The organism is Pseudomonas cyclaminis (assembly GCF_015163715.1).
Taxonomy (GTDB): Bacteria; Pseudomonadota; Gammaproteobacteria; order Pseudomonadales; family Pseudomonadaceae; genus Aquipseudomonas; species Aquipseudomonas cyclaminis.
The window spans coordinates 67609-85753 of record NZ_JADDUM010000025.1 but is presented as its reverse complement, the minus strand read 5'-3'; the positions used below and the strand labels follow the sequence as shown (position 1 = coordinate 85753).

At 60.8% G+C, this 18145-nt stretch carries 15 protein-coding genes; all 15 read left to right on the top strand.

Translation table 11 applies throughout. From position 1 onward, the window contains the following. Positions 1-2 precede the first annotated feature (2 nt). The 15 genes from tssB to IQK56_RS03325 are packed head-to-tail and all read left to right on the top strand — an operon-like array spanning position 3 to position 18139. A complete protein-coding gene (tssB, locus tag IQK56_RS03395; RefSeq protein ID WP_193901539.1) occupies positions 3-500 on the top strand; it encodes a type VI secretion system contractile sheath small subunit in 498 nt (165 codons plus the stop codon). A 28-nt stretch (positions 501-528) separates the two neighbouring features. Then, complete coding sequence (tssC, locus tag IQK56_RS03390) at positions 529-2004, top strand: type VI secretion system contractile sheath large subunit (protein WP_193863724.1); 1476 nt, start codon at positions 529-531, stop codon at positions 2002-2004. 14 nt (positions 2005-2018) lie between these two features. Beyond that, on the top strand, positions 2019-2420 hold the full coding sequence (gene tssE / locus IQK56_RS03385) for a type VI secretion system baseplate subunit TssE (protein ID WP_122306161.1): 402 nt from the start codon (positions 2019-2021) through the stop codon (positions 2418-2420). After that, a complete protein-coding gene (gene tssF, locus IQK56_RS03380) occupies positions 2410-4197 on the top strand; it encodes a type VI secretion system baseplate subunit TssF (protein WP_193863723.1) in 1788 nt (595 codons plus the stop codon). Before tssE ends, tssF begins: the two co-directional genes overlap by 11 nt. Further along, on the top strand, positions 4161-5168 hold the full coding sequence (gene tssG / locus IQK56_RS03375) for a type VI secretion system baseplate subunit TssG (protein WP_193863722.1): 1008 nt from the start codon (positions 4161-4163) through the stop codon (positions 5166-5168). The genes tssF and tssG overlap by 37 nt, the downstream gene beginning before the upstream one ends. A 12-nt stretch (positions 5169-5180) precedes the next feature. Beyond that, positions 5181-7616: an AAA family ATPase gene (locus IQK56_RS03370; protein WP_193863721.1), complete on the top strand. Its 2436-nt coding sequence runs from the start codon at positions 5181-5183 to the stop codon at positions 7614-7616. After that, positions 7616-9139 (top strand): sigma-54 interaction domain-containing protein, encoded by a 1524-nt coding sequence (locus tag IQK56_RS03365; protein WP_193863720.1) that lies wholly within the window; start codon positions 7616-7618, stop codon positions 9137-9139. Before IQK56_RS03370 ends, IQK56_RS03365 begins: the two co-directional genes overlap by 1 nt. A 59-nt stretch (positions 9140-9198) precedes the next feature. Then, the gene (locus IQK56_RS03360; protein ID WP_122308572.1) at positions 9199-9330 is read left to right on the top strand and encodes a type VI secretion protein; all 132 of its coding nucleotides are present in this window, start codon (positions 9199-9201) and stop codon (positions 9328-9330) included. A gap of 16 nt (positions 9331-9346) precedes the next feature. After that, positions 9347-10525: a type VI secretion system-associated FHA domain protein TagH gene (gene tagH / locus IQK56_RS03355; protein ID WP_193863719.1), complete on the top strand. Its 1179-nt coding sequence runs from the start codon at positions 9347-9349 to the stop codon at positions 10523-10525. A gap of 5 nt (positions 10526-10530) precedes the next feature. Further along, positions 10531-11001, top strand: a complete 471-nt coding sequence (gene tssJ, locus IQK56_RS03350; RefSeq protein WP_193863718.1) for a type VI secretion system lipoprotein TssJ — start codon at positions 10531-10533, stop codon at positions 10999-11001. A 1-nt stretch (position 11002) separates the two neighbouring features. Next, entirely contained in the window at positions 11003-12331 is a 1329-nt protein-coding gene (tssK, locus tag IQK56_RS03345; RefSeq protein ID WP_193863717.1) for a type VI secretion system baseplate subunit TssK, read from the top strand. A gap of 5 nt (positions 12332-12336) precedes the next feature. Continuing rightward, on the top strand, positions 12337-13200 hold the full coding sequence (gene icmH / locus IQK56_RS03340) for a type IVB secretion system protein IcmH/DotU (RefSeq protein ID WP_193863716.1): 864 nt from the start codon (positions 12337-12339) through the stop codon (positions 13198-13200). 15 nt (positions 13201-13215) lie between these two features. Continuing rightward, complete coding sequence (gene tssM, locus IQK56_RS03335; protein WP_193863715.1) at positions 13216-16581, top strand: type VI secretion system membrane subunit TssM; 3366 nt, start codon at positions 13216-13218, stop codon at positions 16579-16581. Beyond that, a complete protein-coding gene (locus IQK56_RS03330) occupies positions 16578-17300 on the top strand; it encodes a PP2C family protein-serine/threonine phosphatase (RefSeq protein WP_425274588.1) in 723 nt (240 codons plus the stop codon). Before tssM ends, IQK56_RS03330 begins: the two co-directional genes overlap by 4 nt. Further along, on the top strand, positions 17297-18139 hold the full coding sequence (locus IQK56_RS03325; protein ID WP_193863714.1) for a serine/threonine-protein kinase: 843 nt from the start codon (positions 17297-17299) through the stop codon (positions 18137-18139). Before IQK56_RS03330 ends, IQK56_RS03325 begins: the two co-directional genes overlap by 4 nt. Positions 18140-18145 lie beyond the last annotated feature (6 nt).

Here is an 18145-nt window from a genome sequence, read left to right as displayed (position 1 = left end):
CCGTGGCCAAAGAAGGTTCGGTAGCACCCAAGGAACGCATCAATATCACGTTCAAACCCGCTATCGGTGGTGCGCAGGAAGAGGTCGAACTTCCATTGAAACTGTTGGTGCTGGGGGACTTCACCCAGCGTGAGGACGCGCGAAAGCTTGAAGATCGCAAGCCCATCGCCATCGATAAGAACACCCTTGACGAGGTGCTGGCCAAGCAGGCGCTGAGCCTGACCCTGAATGTGCCCAATCGCCTCCAGGCGGACCCCGACGTCGAAGAGCTGGCGGTTCAGGTGCGCATCAATTCGATGAAGGATTTCAACCCGGCGAGCCTGGTGGAGCAGATTCCCGAGCTGCACACACTCATGGCGCTGCGTGAGGCGCTGATGGCGCTCAAGGGGCCACTTGGCAACACACCGAGCTTTCGCAAGGCCATTGAGCAGGCGCTGGCCGATGACGGGGCCCGCGCGCGGGTACTGGCTGAGCTGGGGTTGAGCGACCACACCGTCTGAGCATTTTCAGTAAAAGGACACTGACACCATGACCACACTGCAAAAAACGTTGCCCGCACACGCCGCTGACGAGTCCAGCATTCTCGATCACATCATTGCTCAAACGTTGCTGAGTGCTGACGACGAGGCTTACGCCATTGCCAAACGGGGCGTCTCGGCATTTATCGAAGAGCTGATCAAGCCGCACAACAGCGGTGAACCGGTCAAGAAACGCCTGGTCGACCGGATGATTGCTGAAATCGACGAGAAGCTCAGCCAGCAAATGGATGAAATTCTTCACCATCCGCAGTTCCAGGCCCTGGAGTCATCCTGGAGGGGCCTTCAGTTGTTGGTCGACCGCACCAACTTCCGAGAAAACATCAAGATCGAACTGCTGAACGTTTCGCGCCAGGACCTGCTGGAGGACTTCGAGGACTCGCCTGAAGTGACCCAGTCCGGGCTCTACAAACATATCTACAGCGCTGAGTACGGTCAGTTCGGCGGCCAGCCTGTGGGCGCAATTATCGCCAACTATTTCCTGTCTCCCAGCGCCCCCGATGTGAAGCTGATGCAATACGCCTCCAGCGTGGCCTGCATGGCACATGCGCCTTTTATCGCGTCCGCCGGGCCGGGCTTCTTCGGCTTGGAAAGCTTTACCGGCCTGCCTGACCTGAAGGATCTCAAGGATCACTTCGAAGGCCCGCAGTTTGCCAAATGGCAGAGCTTGCGCCAGAGCGAAGATGCACGCTATATCGGGCTGACCGTGCCGCGTTTCCTGCTGCGCACGCCCTACGATCCCCTGGAGTGCCCGGTCAAGACGTTTGCGTATCGGGAAAACGTGGTGAACAGTCATGAGCACTACCTATGGGGCAATACCGCCTACGCCTTTGCCACACGCCTGACCGACAGCTTTGCGCGGTTCCGCTGGTGCCCGAACATCATCGGCCCGCAAAGCGGTGGCGCAGTGGAAGACCTGCCCTTGCATCACTTTCACAGCATGGGCGAGATCGAAACCAAGATCCCCACCGAAGTACTGGTGTCCGACCGTCGTGAATACGAACTGGCGCAGGAAGGCTTCATTGCCTTGACGATGCGCAAGGGCAGTGACAATGCCGCGTTCTTCTCCGCCAGCTCCGTGCAGATGCCCAAGAGTTTCGGCATCAGTGCCGAGGGCAAGGAAGCCGAACTGAATTACCGCCTGGGCACGCAGCTGCCCTACATGATGGTGGTCAACCGTCTGGCCCATTACCTCAAGGTCCTGCAACGGGAGCAACTGGGTTCGTGGAAGGAGCGTACCGATCTGGAGCTGGAGCTCAACAAGTGGATTCGCCAATACGTTGCCGACCAGGAAAACCCCAGCGCAGAAGTGCGTGGGCGACGTCCATTACGCGCCGCGCGCATCGTGGTCAGTGACGTCGAGGGCGAGCCGGGTTGGTACCGCGTCAACCTGAGTGTGCGACCGCACTTCAAATACATGGGGGCTGACTTCACGCTGTCCCTGGTTGGCAAACTCGATAAAGAATGAGCAGGGGCCAAGGGATGACCCGCAACAGAAGCCTTTTCGAGCGACTTGAACAGCCTGCTGCCGACCCGGCAAGCGGTGTGACATCCGTTGCGGCTCACTTGGGGAAAATGCTCAGCATCCGTGCCGGCAGCGTACAGACACTACCGGATTACGGCATGCCCGACCTCAATGATATGAACCGGAGCCTGCATGAGTCGTTGAGCCAGTCGCGCACGTTGATCGAGCGATTTATTCGGGCCTACGAGCCACGCTTGAAGCAGGTACGCGTGAGGGCACTGCCCCGTGGTCATGACCCTCTGGCCTTGGCATTCGCCATCGACGCCACGTTATGCATAGCCGGTGAGACGCGGCCTGTGGCGTTCACCGCGCACCTGCGTGATGCCGGGCAGGTTGAGGTCTTGCCTGATGTCCTTTAACCAGTATTACCAAAGTGAACTCAGTGCATTGCGTCAGCTGGGCCGGCGCTTCTCTGAACGTAATCCTGCGCTTGCCCCGTTTCTCGGCGAGGCCGGTCAGGATCCCGATGTGGAGCGTTTGCTGGAAGGCTTTGCCTTTCTCACGGGTCGCCTGCGCCAGAAGCTGGATGACGAGTTACCTGAACTGACTCACTCTTTGATGCATCTGCTGTGGCCCAATTACATGCGGCCGACACCGGCGTTCAGCATCTTGCAGTTTGATCCGTTGAAGCAGGTTGGGCCGGGGCTGATGGTCCCACGGGACACCCCCGTGGAAAGCTCGGCGATCAACGGCGAGCGCTGCCGTTTTCGGACCTGCTACGCCACCCGGGTCCTGCCACTGCAACTGAGTGCACTGGATTACAGCCCCCAAGGCGAACGGGCGCTGTTGAGCCTGCGTCTGGAGATGAGTGCCGAGGGCAATTTCAGTGAGTGGTCGTTCGATGAAGTGCGCCTGCATCTGGCGGGAGACCGTTATGTCAGTCAGGGGTTGTACCTGAGTCTGTTGCGCCACGTTGACGGGATCGAGTTGCAGCCATTCGGCTGCGATGGTCTGGCGATCAAGGGGGCGGACGGCCAGGCTGTGTGCCTGCGAGTTGGCGCCGATCAGGTGAAGCCGGTGGGGTTCTGCGAACTGCATGCGCTGATTCCCTATCCGCAGAACACCTTCCGTGGATACCGTCATCTGCAGGAGTATTTCGCTTTTCCGGAAAAATACCTGTTCGTCGATGTGCAAGGGCTGGGTGTGCTGCAGCAGTTGCCCCAGGAAGTACTCAAGCAAATCCGCGGAGTGAAGCTGTGCTTCGGATTACATACCCAGAGCCAGGCTACGCAGTGCCCTACGCTGGACAACGTGAAGCTGTACTGCACGCCCATCGTCAACCTGTTCCAGCATGATGCGGTGCCCATTCGTCTTGAGGGCAAGCAGGACGAATACCTGCTGATTCCCGGCGAGTATTCGCGCGCTAACGCCAGTGTGTTTTCCGTAGACAAGGTGACGGGCTGGCGCCCTGGTGGCTTGGGGTATGCGGCTTACGTACCGTTTGAATCCTTCGAGCATGACGGTGATACGGATGCATCGGCAGCGCCCAACAGCTACAGCATTCGCCAACGCGAGTCGACGCAGCACGCGGGACTTGATACCTGGCTGGGCCTGGGCAACGGCCACGGGCATGCACAGGAAACACTGTCGATCGAGCTGACCTGCACCAACCACAACCTGCCTCGGCAACTGCAGGCCGGAGAGATCAACCAGCCCTGCGAGCAGACACCGGAGGGGTTGTCGTTTCGCAATATCAGCGTGCCGACGGCGAGTTACGCGCCGCCCCTGGACCAGGACTTTCTCTGGCGCCTGATCAGCAACATGTCACTCAACTATCTGTCACTGAGCGATATCAAGGCCCTGAAGGTGATCCTCGAAACCTATGACCTGCCGCGTTATCACGATCGACAAGCACGTAAGGTCAGCCAGATCAGGTTGGGTGCATTGCAGTCCATCAGCCATACCGCCGTCGACCGCTTGCACCGTGGGATGCCCTATCGAGGATTGCGGATCGACCTGACGGTTGATCCACACGGTTTCCTGGGGCCGGGCGAAGTATTTGTGTTTGCGTCGGTGCTCAACGAGTTCTTCGCGCTTTACGCCAGCCTCAATGCCTTTCATGAACTACGCGTCATCAGCACACAAGGAGATGTGTACCTATGGCCACCCAGGATGGGCCAGCAGCCCCTGCTTTGACCGAACTGTCCCGTGTCATTCGGGAGTATTCGCTGTATCAGGCGATTTTGCAGGTGATCAAACGCCTGCGCGATGCCCATCCGTTGCTGGATGACAACGCGCTGTATGACAGGTTGGAGTTTCAGGCCAACCCAGGTCTTGGTTTTCCCGGTCACGATATTGATCGGCTGGAGTTTTTTGTTGAGCACGATCAATTGCACGCGCGTCTTCGCCTGAACGTGCTGGGGTTATGTGGTGCGGGCTCTCCACTGCCTGCGTTCTATGGCGAGCAGGCATTTGCCGAAGGGGTGGGCGGCACAACTACCCGAGATTTTCTGGACCTTTTTCATCACCGCCTGCAACGACTGATGCTGCCGATCTGGCGTAAATACCGCTATCGAGCGCGGTTTCAGGCGGGAGCCAACGACGCCTTTTCGGAGCAGATGTTTGCCCTGGTGGGGTTGGGGAGCAGGCACATTCGTGATGCGACGCAGTTGGACTGCAAGCGGTTGCTGCCTTACCTGGGGCTGCTGAGCCTGCGGGCCCATTCTGCGGCGCTGATCGAGACAGTCCTGCGTTACTACTTCAAGCACAGCTGCGTGTACATCGAGCAGTGGGTTGAGCGCACGGTTGGCATTGCTCACGCGCAGCAAAACCGGCTGGGTGGCGCCAACAGTTTGCTGGGGCTGGACCAGGTATTGGGGTGCCACGTCGCCGACCGCAGCAGCAAGTTCAGGGTGCATGTACAGGGCCTGGACTGGCGGCGTTTCCATGGGTTTTTACCTAACGGTACGGAGTATCCCCAACTGTGCTCGTTGGTGCGATTGACCGCACGAGACCCACTCGAATACGACCTGCGCCTGGTGTTGGCCAGGGACGAGATCAGGCCACTGCACCTCGGCGAACACAACGTCTGTCGGCTGGGTTGGACCAGTTGGCTGGCACATGAGTGTGCTGACGGTGTGGTCATTGTGGCCAGCAATGCTCAATAGGGACTGATGATTATGATGAATGTAGACCTGCAACAACTTATCCGGACGCTGGCCCCCGAGGTTCGTCGAGACCTGGAACGCTCGGCCGAGCGTTGCGTTACCCGGGGCGGACGGGAGGTCCTGGTAGAAGACTTGCTGCTGGCCCTGCTGGAGCATAGCGGTGGGCTTCTGGAAAGGGCATTGGCGGATGCCGGGGTTGAAGTCGGCGAGCTGGAAGCGGCCCTGCAACCCAAAGGCGAGACGAGCGCGTCGCGTAATCCGGTGTTTGCCCTGGCGCTTGTGCAATGGCTGCAACAGGCGTTGCTGGTTGCGCATTTGGAACTGCGCCAGACCGAAGTGGACCATGGCGCCTTGTTACTGGCGCTGTTGCGCCACCCGCTGCAGCATGCAGGCAGTGGCTATCAGGCGTTGTTGAGTCGCTTGGACGCGCAGCGCGTACGCGATTTTGCGTTGAGCCAGGTACCTGAGGTCAGGCCGGCGACAAGCGGCGAGTCACTGCTGGAACGTTTTACCCATGACCTGACGCGCCAGGCAGGAGAAGGGCATATCGATCCGGTGTTGTGTCGCGATGGTGAGATCCGCCAGTTGATCGACATCCTTATGCGCCGGCGCAAGAACAACCCGATCCTTGTGGGTGAGGCGGGTGTGGGCAAGACTGCCGTTGTCGAAGGCCTCGCCTTGCGCATTGCCAGCTCACAGGTGCCTGACCCGCTCAAGGATGTGCGGATGCTGACCCTGGACATGGGCCTGTTGCAGGCAGGTGCCAGTATCAAAGGTGAATTCGAACGGCGCCTCAAGGGCGTGATCGATGAAGTCAACGCCTCTGCGAAGCCGGTGATTCTGTTTATCGACGAGGCACATACCCTGGTGGGGGCGGGTGCGCAGGCGGGTGCCGGCGACGCGGCCAACCTGCTCAAACCGGCGCTGGCGCGGGGCGAGTTGCGGACCATCGCGGCCACCACGTGGTCGGAATACAAGAAGTATTTCGAGAAGGATCCGGCGCTGGCACGACGCTTCCAACCGGTGCTGGTTGGCGAGCCCAGTGTGGAGCAGGCGATCTCGATCCTGCGCGGGCTGGTTCCGGCGTATGAGGCCAGTCACGGCGTGTACATCCGTGACGATGCTGTCGTTGCAGCGGCGCAGATGAGTGCCCGCTACCTCGCCGGTCGGCAACTGCCCGACAAGGCCGTGGATGTGCTGGATACCGCCTGTGCACGCGCGCGAATCAGCCAGGTAACAGCGCCCGAGGCATTGGAGCGCCTGAGTACCCAGCAGGCTGAAGGCTCGCGCCAGCGCGAGGCGCTGAGTCGAGACAGGAACGCCGGGCTCCCCGTGGATGAGCAGGCCATGCACGCATTGAGCCTTCGATTGGCGGCTATCGAGAGCGAGCGTCAGCCGTTGGAACAGCGCTGGCATGAACAGCGAACACAGGCGGAGCCGGTGCGTGTGTGCCCGCGAATGGTGGCGCAGGTCGTCAGCGCCTGGACGGGTATTCCGGTTGAACAACTGTCCCTTGAACACAGTGCGGCGGTCCTCGGTTTTGCCGATGCGCTGCGTTCGCGCATTCTCGGCCAGGAACCTGCTGTACAGGCGCTGGATCGCAACCTGCGTGCGGTGGCAGCAGGGCTGAACAAGGCCGATGCCCCGGTCGGCGTGTTTCTGCTGGTGGGCCCCAGTGGTGTGGGCAAGACCGAAACCGCCTTGGCTCTGGGGGATTTGCTGTATGGCGGCGAGCGTTTTGTCACCACGCTCAACATGTCGGAGTTTCAGGAAAAGCACGCCTTGTCACGGCTGATTGGCGCACCACCCGGTTATATCGGGTACGGCGAGGGCGGCGTGTTGACCGAGGCTGTGCGCCAACGACCTTATTCGGTAGTGCTCCTCGACGAAGTCGAAAAGGCCGACCCGGAGGTGTTGAATCTGTTCTATCAGATCTTCGACAAGGGGCTGGCCAACGATGGCGAAGGACGGGAAATCGATTTTCGCAACACGCTGATCCTGATGACTTCCAACCTGGCCAGCGAGTGCATTGCCGACTTATGCGCCGATGGCCGCAGGCCTGACCCTCAGGTGCTGCAGGACGCAATCCGCCCCGTGCTGCGCGACTATTTCAAGCCGGCACTGCTCGCCCGGATGCGCGTCGTGCCTTATTACCCGGTTGCGGGTGATGTGTTGCATGACCTGGCAAGGCTCAAGCTCGACCAGTTGGGGCGAAGATTGCAGTCGCGCAAGCTGGCATTCAGCTATGCAGCCGAACTGGTTGCTCATATGGCCGAGCGTTGTACCCATGGCGACAGCGGCGCGCGGCACATCGACCAATGGATCGAGATTCACCTGTTGCCACAGATGGTGGATCGGCTGCTGGACGCGATGACGACTGACCAATCTTTGTCTGTGGTTCATGCGCGCCTCGACGGTGATGGACAGCCGATATGTGAGTTCAACTGATGGTGAACAGTGTGTTTGCCCAATTACCCCAGCCCCTGGCCTACGCCGAAGCGTTGCTGGCCTGGATGACCCGGATCGGGATCGACAGTGACGAGACCACCTTGCCGGACCTGTGTGTCGCGGCGGCTGCGCAACTGAGTCAATGTGAACTCAGCCAGTTGTATCGGCGCGACGAGGCGACGGGTCGACTCGACCTGATTGCCCAGCATTTGCCTGGAACACTGTCCCCGTGTAATCAGGCTTGCGGACCTGACTTCCAGCAAGAGCAGTTGTTGGACTATGTCCTCAGCCAGTGCCGTCCACTGAGCCTGGAAGATCTGCCTGGTAGCGTGTACCAAAGTGGATTCCTGCCGGCATTGGCAATGCCCTGGCGGTCGTTGTGCTGCGTACCGTTGTTCGGTCGGCGCAACACCGTTGCCGGCGTGTTGCTGTGCGCCAGCCAGCAGCCGGTGGCCTTGCAGGAATATGCCTCTTCGTTGGGCCAGTTGGGCAGCTTCGCCTTGAGCCAGCTTGCCTTGTTGCGGCGTATGCGCCCAGCGTCCGGCGGCGCCCAGGCTTGCATGCCGATACCGCGTACCGTGTACGGGCTGATCGGCAAGAGTGCGGCCATGGATGAAACCTGCCGCTTGATCGGCAAGGTACTGAACACGTCCTACACCGTGCTCCTGCGGGGCGAGACCGGCACCGGCAAGGAGCTGGTGGCGCGGGCCATCCATGGCGCCGGGCCGCGCAAAAACAAAACCTTTGTGGTGCAGAACTGTGCCGCCTTTCCCGAAGGCCTGCTGGAAAGTGAGTTGTTCGGCTACCGCAAAGGCGCCTTCACCGGCGCTGAACGCAACCACGCCGGGCTATTCGATACGGCGGACGGAGGCACGTTGCTCCTTGATGAAATCGGCGATATGCCGCTGTCGCTGCAGGCCAAGCTGCTGCGGGTTTTGCAGGAAGGAGAAATCCGTCCGTTGGGCGCCAGCGCTGCGCATAAGGTCGATGTGCGCATTATCGCGGCGACCCACCGTGACCTTGCGGCGATGGTGGCCGAAGGCAGTTTTCGCCAGGACCTGTATTACCGGTTGGCGCAATTCCCTATCGAGCTTCCGGCCTTGCGTGAGCGGGAGGGCGACGTGTTGCTGTTGGCGCGGCATTTCGCGCAAAGCGCCAGTACCGCACTGGGCCGTACTGCGGTGGAGTGGTCCAGCGCAGCCCTGGATCAACTGTCGAGCCACGCGTTCCCAGGCAATGTCCGCGAACTTAAATGCCTGGTGGAGCGTGCGGTATTGCTCTGTGACGACAGCGTGATCTTGCCGGTACATCTGGCTCTCGCGCCGGTTGAGGCTACGACGGCTGATGCAACGTTGCGCCAGCGCCTGGAGCGAGTTGAACGGGTGTTCCTGATCGATTGCCTGCACAAAAACCGTGGTAATCGGACCCGTACCGCCCATGAACTGGGGGTCGCACGTCGCACGCTGCTCTATCGCCTTGCACGCCTGAACATCCCCTGTGGCGCCGCCCAAGGGGAGTGCTGAATGCAGATCGTGTGGGTTTTTTGCGCCGTCACCGGCCTTACTTTCCGTGGAGATACCTGATGCCTGTTCGTCCATGGCAAGCCCTGGTGCTTGCACTGTGTTTACTGGGTGGCTGTAACGCCAATTACGTTTTTGATGATGCCGACTACCGTCCGCTGGGTGATCCCCATGCGCTCCGTCGCGGCCATTGAACTGGGGAACCCTGCCATGCAGTTAGTGTTAGAGGTGTGCAATACCACGGACGGTGAACCACCTGCCGGTAAGGTTTTTGACGGCGTCGGTGGCGTGATCGGCCGTGGCGCGGGCTGTGACTGGATCATCCCCGACACCAGCCGCTTGCTCTCCAGTCAACATGGCTTGGTCAGTTACCGGGGGGGCCGGTACTTTCTCACCGATATCAGTAGCAACGGTATTGGTGTGTCGGGCAGTACCGAGCGTTTGCTCAAGGGCCAGGCTCGCCTGATCAGCGAAGGTGATGTCTATCAAGTCGGTTCGATGGATATTCGCGCACGGTTGACAGGGCAGGGCTCGAAGCGGGACCGACGAGCGTTTGCCAGCACTGACCCGATTCCTGACGATGCCTTCCTCGGGCTGGACCCGTTGCAAGTGTTGGAGCATGAACCCTCGGACAGCACGTCGTCCGAAGAGTCAGACACCTGGGGATCTCCGGCGCCGGGCGGCACGTTTTCTCACGGCGCGGTAGAGCGCGATCATATGATTGTGCCGAGATGGGCCGAGACCGGAACACGCGAGGCCTGTATTCAACCCCCTGCGGTGGCTGCGCCAGCAACGGAAATCTTCTGGTCGCAATTCGGTGACGCGCTGGGCATGGATATGGATGCGCTCGACACGGTGGGTCGCGAGGCCATGGCCATCAAGGTGGCGGGGCTGTTCAGGCAATCTATCGAAGGGTTGCAGCAGAGCCTGCGAACCCGCGATGAACTCAACAGTGAATTGAACCTGGACTGGGCCACGTCGCCGCTCAAAGGCCAGAACCCCCTGAAGGACTGCCCCGATATACAGGCCACCTTGGCGTCGCTTTTGAGCACCGCCGAGGTGGGCCAGCGTTCGGCCGAATTGGCGATTGCCGAGGTATGCCGGGAGATCCAAATCCATCAACTCGCCTTGGTTGTGGCCTGCCGCGCCGCCATGCGGGGCGCGCTGGCGGCGTTTGCACCCGACCATCTGCTGCTGTGCTTCGAGCGCCAAGGTAAGCCGCGCAGGTTCTCTACCGACGGCGCTCATTGGCGGGCGTACCAACGTCATCACCGCCGTCTGATCGATGAGGCCGCCTCGGGTGAGCATCTGTTGCGCAACGATTTTTCCAACGCCTACAAAGAGCAGGTGCGCCTTGTCTCCACCTTGCATACGACTTGCTCAGGATGATGGTCATGTATCGAACCCCTTTTGTATCAATGCTCGTCGTTCTGGGGCTGTTGGCCGGTTGCGCCGGCGTCTCACCCATTTCCACCTTGACCAAGCTGGACCTGACGTTGGCAGCCAGCGAATCCGTCAACCCAGACCTGCACGGTCGTCCCTCGCCAGTGGTGGTGCACCTGATTGAGCTGCGGCATCCGGTGGCGTTCGAAAATGCTGATTTCTTCAGTCTCTACAGTCGCGCCGAGCAGTCCTTACCCAAGGACTGGGTCAATGGCGAAGAGCTGGAACTGCGCCCTGGTGAACAGCTGGCGCTCAAGCTCAGTGTCGAACCACACAGTCGTTATATCGGCGTTGTGGCTGCCTATCGGGACCTGCCTCATGTGCAGTGGCGGTTTGTGCTTCCCGTGACCCAGCAACGGCTGACACGGGCCGACCTGATTCTTGACGAATCAGGTATCCGAACCAGCAGGAGGGAGGATTGAAATGGAGATTCATAAAGTCATCTGGCAGGAAGGCATGCTGCTGCGCCCCCAGCATTTGCAGCACAACGACCGCTACTACCATCAGCAGCTCAACCGTACCCGCTTGCTCGGCAGTGACGGTTGGGGATTCCTGAGTCTGGAGGTCGACGTGCAGTACCTCAACATGGGCAAAGTGGTCGTGAATCAAGCCAGTGGTGTCTTCCCTGATGGCAGCCTGTTCGAGCTGACCGCAGCCATGGAGCCGCTGGTATTGCAGGTGCCCGCCAACACAGGCGGGCAACCCGTGTTCCTGGCGTTGCCGTTGGTCATCGGTAATCAGATAGAAGTGCGCAGGCAAGAGCAAAGCGAAGTGCTGGCACGCTACGTCAGTTGCGAGTCGGAGATCGGTGATTCCAACGCCGGAGTCGAGTCCCGTTGTCGGATCAATTGCGCGCGACCGGACCTGCGATTGCTCCTGGGAGAACCATCCAGTCACCCGCTCCATGTGAAGCTCCAGGTTGCCCAGGTGCTGGACTCTACCCCTGAGGGCGGTGTGCGGCTGGACACGGATTTTGTACCGACTTTCATCTATCTGCAGCACTCGGGTTACGTATCGTCATGCATCAAGGAAGTACTTAGCCTGCTCGCGACCCGAGGGGATGCGATTGCCGAACGCATGCAGGGCAATGGCGGAGCATCGGGCGCTCAAGTCGGCGATTTTCTGATGCTGCAATTGATCAATCGCACGGAGCTGGTATTGCGTCACTACCTGGGTCAGACGCAGGTGCGTCCGGAAGCACTGTATCGGGAGTTGCTGGCGGTTTTCGGCGAGTTGTCCACGTTTGCCACCGACAGCAAACGTGCGCAGCTGGAAGGGTGTTACCGGCATTGTGACCAGGCCGCGAGCTTTCGCGGCCTGATGGCGGGCGTGCGTGGGGTGCTGTCGTCGGTGCTGGAGCAACATGCCATTGAGCTGGTGTTGCAACAGCGTCAGTACGGTGTGCTGGTGTGCCCGGTGAGTGACCTCAAATTGCTGGGCACGGCGACATTCATTCTGGCGGCGACCGCTCAGTGTGATTCGGATGAGTTGCGCCACCGCCTGCCTGCGCACCTCAAGATCGGACCGGTGGAGCGCATCCGCGAGCTGGTCAACCTGCACTTGGCCGGTATCAAGGTCAAGCCATTGCCGGTAGCGCCGCGACAGATCCCATTTCATGCCGGCAAGACCTATTTCATGCTCGAACTCAGCGCCCGTGACATCACGCAGTTGGAGCAATCCGGTGGTTTTGCCTTTCATGCCAGCGGCGAGTTTGCCGAACTTGAACTCAACTTCTGGGCCATCAGGAACTGAATGCCATGACTGTGGACAGTGAATACCCGCAGGACGAAAAAACCGTGCTGCTTGACCGCGAAGGCCGCGCTCCGGCGCAGGGGGCGTTGACGGATTTCCCTACGCCCCCGCGCTTCGAACACCTGGAAGACCGGATGATCTATACCGCCGGCCTGCAAGGGGCACAAAGCTTCAATATAGGGCCCAACACACTGGTGGCCGCCGCCTGGGAACTCCTGGCGCAGGTGGTTCAGCTCAAAGGCAACGCCGGACGGGAAAGCCTGCAGAGCCTCAACGACCGGTTGTCCTCGGGGATCACCGCGTTTGAAACACGTGCCTTGTACCAGGGCGCAGAAAACAGTGAGGTCATGTCGGCGCGCTATGTGCTCTGCAGCGTGATTGACGAAGCCGTGGTGACGACCGCGTGGGGCAATCGCAGTGACTGGTCGAAGACCAGCCTGCTGAGCCGCTTTCACAACGAAACGTTCGGCGGGGAGAAGTTCTTCCAACTGCTGGAGCGTCTGTCCCGTGATCCGGTCAAGCACCTGGCCATGCTGGAGCTGATGTACCTGTGCCTGTCATTGGGTTTTGAAGGCAAATACCGGGTCCTGGAACGTGGAGCGTCGCAGCTGGAGACCGTGCGCGATGGTTTGTTTCGACAGATCAGGCACGTGCGTGGTGATCGCCCATCGATGACTGCGCCAACGGCGACTGTCCCAGCGGCAGGTGCACGGTTGCGCATTATTTCCGTTACCCGGGTCGTGATCTTCACGGTGGTCTGTTTGCTGGCGATGTACTCAGGTTTTGCCTGGGTACTGGGCAATGAACGCATGACGGTGCTGCAACCCTTTCAACCTTTGGCGCCGGATCAGACACGGTCGTCCTTGTAACGCTGGGAGCAATGAATGAACGCATTCTTCAAGGGCGTGGGCACAGTGCTGCGCAAGAGTTGGGTCTGGAGCCTGTTTATCGTGTTGGCCAGCGCGCTGCTGGTGTGGTTTTTCGGGCCGTTGCTGGCCGTGGACGACCACCGGTTCTGGCAAGGGGCTACGTCTCGCCTGCTGAGCATCTGTGGCCTTTTGCTGGTGTGGGGATTGGCGATGGTTGTGGTGGGCGCACGTCGTACCGCACGGATCAACCAACCTGAACACCAGGCACGCGATCAACGCCAGGGGTTGATCGACGATGAGCAGAGACACGTACGCGGCCGTTTCAAGGAGGCGTTGCACGCGCTGAAAATCTCCCACCGTTATGGTGAGCGCAGTGAACGTTGGCGCAACGATTTACCCTGGTACCTGTTGATCGGCCAACAGGGCAGTGGCAAGTCCCAATTGCTGGCGGCCTGCGGCTCACCGTTCCCGCTTGATCGGGACGGGGCGATGGCGCCGGGCGCAACTCAGTATTTTGACTGGTATCTGACTGACGCCGCCGTACTTGTCGAAAGTGCCGGGCGCTACCTGGCCCAACCTGATAGCGCAGTGGATGGGGCCGGCTGGTCGACGTTCCTGGGCTTGCTCAAAGGTCGGTGCCGGGCGCGTCCGCTCAACGGCGTGGTGGTGACGCTGGCGATAGAGACACTGCTTGGCAGCCATGAGCGCGACCTGGACCTGCATGCGCGCCACGTACACAGTCGCTTGCAGGACATCCAGCAGAAGCTGCATGTGGACGTGCCGGTTTATCTGGTGCTGACCCAGGCAGACCGGTTGCCGGGTTTCGCCGAGTTCTTCGATACCGCTCACGGCGACGGCGTCGACACCTTGCTGGGGGAGCGGCTGACCACCGGCACTGCCGGTACCGAAATGACCCAGGTGCGCGAAGCGTTCGAGGCGCTGTTGCAACGCCTCGCAGCGGAGCTGATCCCGCGCTTGCACCAGGAACGCAATGCCGGGCGTCGTGGCCAGATGCTCGATTTTCCTCGGCAGGCTGCGCAGATCGGTGAGCGTTTGTCTCTGTTTGTGGAGTCTGCGTTCTCCGCGCACCGCTTTCAGCGTATCAACGGATTGCGCGGGTTTTACCTGACGTGCGCACAGACTGACGACAGGCGTTCCCACTTCGTCCAGGGCTTGTTCAACCGGGTGATTTTTGCCGAGGCCAACCTCGCGGGGTTGCAGACTCCGGAGCGACGACGCATCCGTCAACGCCAAGGGTTGCTGGCGTTGACCGCCGTACTGGTCATCGCCGGGGCGGGCGGCCTGTGGGCCCATAGTTATGGGGTCAACCACCAGCGTTTGATGCAACTGGCGGAACTGCTCAAGCCGCTGCCGGCGGCGCCCTCCGATTCGGACCAAACCCTGGCGTTACTGCCTTTGCTGGACAGTCGCCTGGCTGCGACCCGTGTTTTCCCGGCGGCGGCAGACGTTGGTTGGACGGAGCGGGCTGGCTTGTATCAAGGGGAAGTGAGTCGTGCACCGTTGACCAGCACCTATGAGGAGGCGCTGCAGCAGCAGTTTCTGCCGTTGTTGACCACACTGCTCGAAGAGCAGGTGCGGACCAGTCTTGGTGATCGCGAGAGGCTGCTGGACATTTTGCGGGCCTACCTGATGCTTAACCTGCGGGAGCGGCGCGATACCACCTGGTTGGCACAGCACATGGCCGGTCACTGGTCCACCCGGTATGCGGGGGAGGCTTCGACGCAGAGCCGTTTGAACGAACACCTCTCGCGGATGCTTGAACAACCCTTCCAGGCGCCCCTGAACACTGAACTGGTGGCTCAGGCCCGGCAGGCGTTACGAGGTGAGTCTCTGGCGGATGTGGTCTATCGAGTGCTGCGAGACCAGGCCAGGAGCCTGGAGCCCCTTCGTCTGGCAGAAGGGCCGGGCCTCAGCGCCGTCGACCAGCCGATACCGGGCTTCTACACCAAACGGTACGTGCACTATTTTGAAAAACACGGCCCCCGTCTGGTCAACGCAATTGCCCAGGATAACTGGGTGCTTGGGGAGGCCGGCGATCTGAGCGCCATGGACTTGCGCCAGTTGATGCTGGAGTTGGAACAACGCTATTTCAGCGAGTACGCGGATGCCTGGAGCCAGGCCCTGGGCCGGATCAGCCTGCAGCGCAGCGACAGCCTCCGGCAGCATGCCGATGGGCTTGCCGGATTGGCGTCAGCGCAATCACCGCTGGTGCAACTGTTGCAACAGGTCCGAGAGAACACCCGCTTGCCGGCGGCCGGCGATCGTCTCCAGGCAGTTGGGGAGGCGGTTCAAGAGGCGGCCTCCAGTGCGCTGACCACCCAACTGTCGGTACCGGCGGCCTCTGATTCTGCGCGACGTGCATTGCAGCGCCGATTCGAACCTTTGCATCAATTGCTGGATGCCGAGCAGAACCCTGGCGCTGAACTGATGCAGGCGTTGCGACTGCTGGATGAATGGCAGCTGCAATTGGCGGCGCTGAACCGCGAGGGCGCGCCGGAGCAGGCAGCGTTCAAGCTGGTCAAGCAACGCATGGAAGGGCAGCAGCCGCTGCTGGGCCGTGTGCGTGATGCTGCAGTGCGCCTGCCGCAACCTTTCAAGGGCTGGTTTGGCGACATTGCCGATGAGAGCTGGCGACTGTTGCTTGATGACGCCTATGTGCATGTCAATCAACGTTATCAAACTGAGGTGTATGGGTTTTACGCCAAGGCGATTCAGCGTCGCTACCCGTTCAATGCCCACGCCGGCAGCGATGTTGCCTTGAGTGATTTCCAGGAGTTTTTCAAACCTCGTGGCGGCATGGCGCGCTTTTACGACAGCTACCTGCGGCCCTTTGTCGGTGCCGAGGGCGGCCGCTATCGTCTGCGGAACCTGGATGGGCGTAGCCTGCCGTTGTCGCGCTCGCTGTTGGAGCAACTGACCAAGGCCCAGATGATTCGCCATGGTTTTTTTACTGAAGAACAGGGGGACTGGGCGGTCCGCTTCACGCTGGCGCCCTACAGTCTGGATCAGGCCGTCAGCCGCGCGATCCTGAGCATTGGTGGTCAACACCTTGAATACCGTCATGGCCCGATCGTACCGATGGCGTTTCATTGGCCAAATGACGCAGACAATGGCCGCAGCAGCCTGGTGCTGGAGCGGGGGGCGGAACGGCCGCTGGGCATTGAAAAAAACACCGGCCCCTGGTCGTTATTCCGGTTTTTCGACCTGATGCAAAGCGAGCCTGCAAGCGGCCGGGATGCACACCTGCTCAAGGCCGATCTGGCTGGCCTGCGCGCCAACTTCCTGCTCACCAGCCAACGCAACCCCGGCCCGTTTCAGTTGGCGACGTGGCGCACGTTCCGTCTGCCGGAGCAATTGTGAGGCAGCTGCGTGTCCAGAGGGACAGCGCCGGACGAACGCTGCGGGGTAAGGCGCGCTCGCGCAATGAGGATGCGTTCCTCGACTGCCCCCAGCACGGCTGCTGGGCGGTAGCCGACGGCATGGGTGGTCATCGGGCCGGGGATAGGGCGAGCCAGTGGGTCATCAACTGCCTGGCGTCATTGCCCGGCCAGGGCTGTCTTGACGAACGTGTCGAGGCGGTGCGGCGTTGCCTGCGATGGCTCGACACTCAGATGGGAGCGGCGTTGCAACACACCGCCGAGGGCATCATGGGCAGTACCGTGGTTGCGCTGTTGCTCGACGGGAATCGCGCCGCCTGTATTTGGGTGGGGGATAGCCGTTGCTACCTTTGGCGTGGTCGACGCTTGTACCAGTTGTCGCGGGACCATTCCCGGTTGCAGCAGTTGATGGACACGCAGCAACTGAGCCTGGAACAGGCTCAGGCTCATCCGGACGCACGGGCCTTGACCCGTGCCATTGGCGGCCGGCGGCCCTTGAGCCTGGAAGTGCTGGAACTCAGCACCCAGCCGGGGGACGTATTTTTGTTGTGCAGCGATGGTTTGTATCAGGGGCTCAGTCATGGCGAACTGGGCAGCGCCCTGAGTCTGGGGACGCCCCGACAGGCGGTGGATCGGTTGTTTGCCCAAGTGTTGCGCGGCGCGGCGCGGGATGACCTGACCGCCGTGGTGGTCCAGCCATGAGTGCGACCTTCGGCCCGCCGAACCTGCTTGCCGGGCGTTATCACCTTGAACGGGTATTGGGCACCGGCGGTATGGGGGTTGTCTACCGTGCCCGCGACCTGCTGCACGAGGCGTTTGGCGAACCCAGCGCGTGGGTGGCATTGAAGCTGTTGAGCGATACGCTTGCCGAATCTCCCGATGGCCATGTCCTGCTGTACAGCGAGTTCGCCCTGACTCGGTGCCTGCGCCACGATCACGTGGTCAGGACCTTTACTTTCGAGGTCGACAGCCTGCGTCAGGTGGCGTTCTTCACCATGGAATTGCTGCACGGTATGACTTTGGATCGACGGCTCCAGGCGTGTCCGGATGGATTGCCGTGGCCGGAGTTGCAACCGATCGCCGTGCAGCTATTGGAAGCACTGGCGTATACCCACCAGCAGGGCGTGCTGCATGGCGATGTGAAGCCCGCCAATATCATGGCGGGCGAGCAGGGCGTGCGTTTGTTCGATTTTGGTTTGGGTCATGCGCAGGTGCAGCAGGCTGCGGGTTTGCCGGCCTTGAGCCGCAGCCGTTTGAACGCCTGGACACCCGCCTATGCGGCGCCGGAATTGGTGGCGGGTGGGAATCTCTCCACCAGGGCCGACCTGTATGGCGCTGCCTGCGTGATCTATGAGTTGGCCCAGGGAAGCCGTCCCGATGGGGGGCAGTTGAAAAAGCTTTTGCCCAGGCCCCGACACTTGCCCAGGCGTTGCTGGCCGGCGTTGCGTTCTGCGCTGACCGCGGACCCTGAACACCGAACCATTTCGGTCGACGAACTGTGTGAAGCCATCAATGGGCGTCGGCGCTCCTGGTTTCTTTAGTGGGCG

Bases quoted from the DNA above. Each gene is read 5' to 3' on its own strand.
- tssC (WP_193863724.1), top strand. From the start codon at position 529: ATGACCACACTGCAAAAAACGTTGCCCGCACACGCCGCTGACGAGTCC.
- tagH (WP_193863719.1), top strand. From the start codon at position 9,347: ATGCAGTTAGTGTTAGAGGTGTGCAATACCACGGACGGTGAACCACCT.
- tssM (WP_193863715.1), top strand. From the start codon at position 13,216: ATGAACGCATTCTTCAAGGGCGTGGGCACAGTGCTGCGCAAGAGTTGG.
- IQK56_RS03360 (WP_122308572.1), top strand. From the start codon at position 9,199: ATGCCTGTTCGTCCATGGCAAGCCCTGGTGCTTGCACTGTGTTTACTG.
- tssK (WP_193863717.1), top strand. From the start codon at position 11,003: ATGGAGATTCATAAAGTCATCTGGCAGGAAGGCATGCTGCTGCGCCCC.
- tssF (WP_193863723.1), top strand. From the start codon at position 2,410: ATGTCCTTTAACCAGTATTACCAAAGTGAACTCAGTGCATTGCGTCAG.
- tssJ (WP_193863718.1), top strand. From the start codon at position 10,531: ATGTATCGAACCCCTTTTGTATCAATGCTCGTCGTTCTGGGGCTGTTG.
- icmH (WP_193863716.1), top strand. From the start codon at position 12,337: ATGACTGTGGACAGTGAATACCCGCAGGACGAAAAAACCGTGCTGCTT.
- tssG (WP_193863722.1), top strand. From the start codon at position 4,161: ATGGCCACCCAGGATGGGCCAGCAGCCCCTGCTTTGACCGAACTGTCC.
- IQK56_RS03365 (WP_193863720.1), top strand. From the start codon at position 7,616: ATGGTGAACAGTGTGTTTGCCCAATTACCCCAGCCCCTGGCCTACGCC.
- tssE (WP_122306161.1), top strand. From the start codon at position 2,019: ATGACCCGCAACAGAAGCCTTTTCGAGCGACTTGAACAGCCTGCTGCC.
- IQK56_RS03370 (WP_193863721.1), top strand. From the start codon at position 5,181: ATGATGAATGTAGACCTGCAACAACTTATCCGGACGCTGGCCCCCGAG.
- IQK56_RS03325 (WP_193863714.1), top strand. From the start codon at position 17,297: ATGAGTGCGACCTTCGGCCCGCCGAACCTGCTTGCCGGGCGTTATCAC.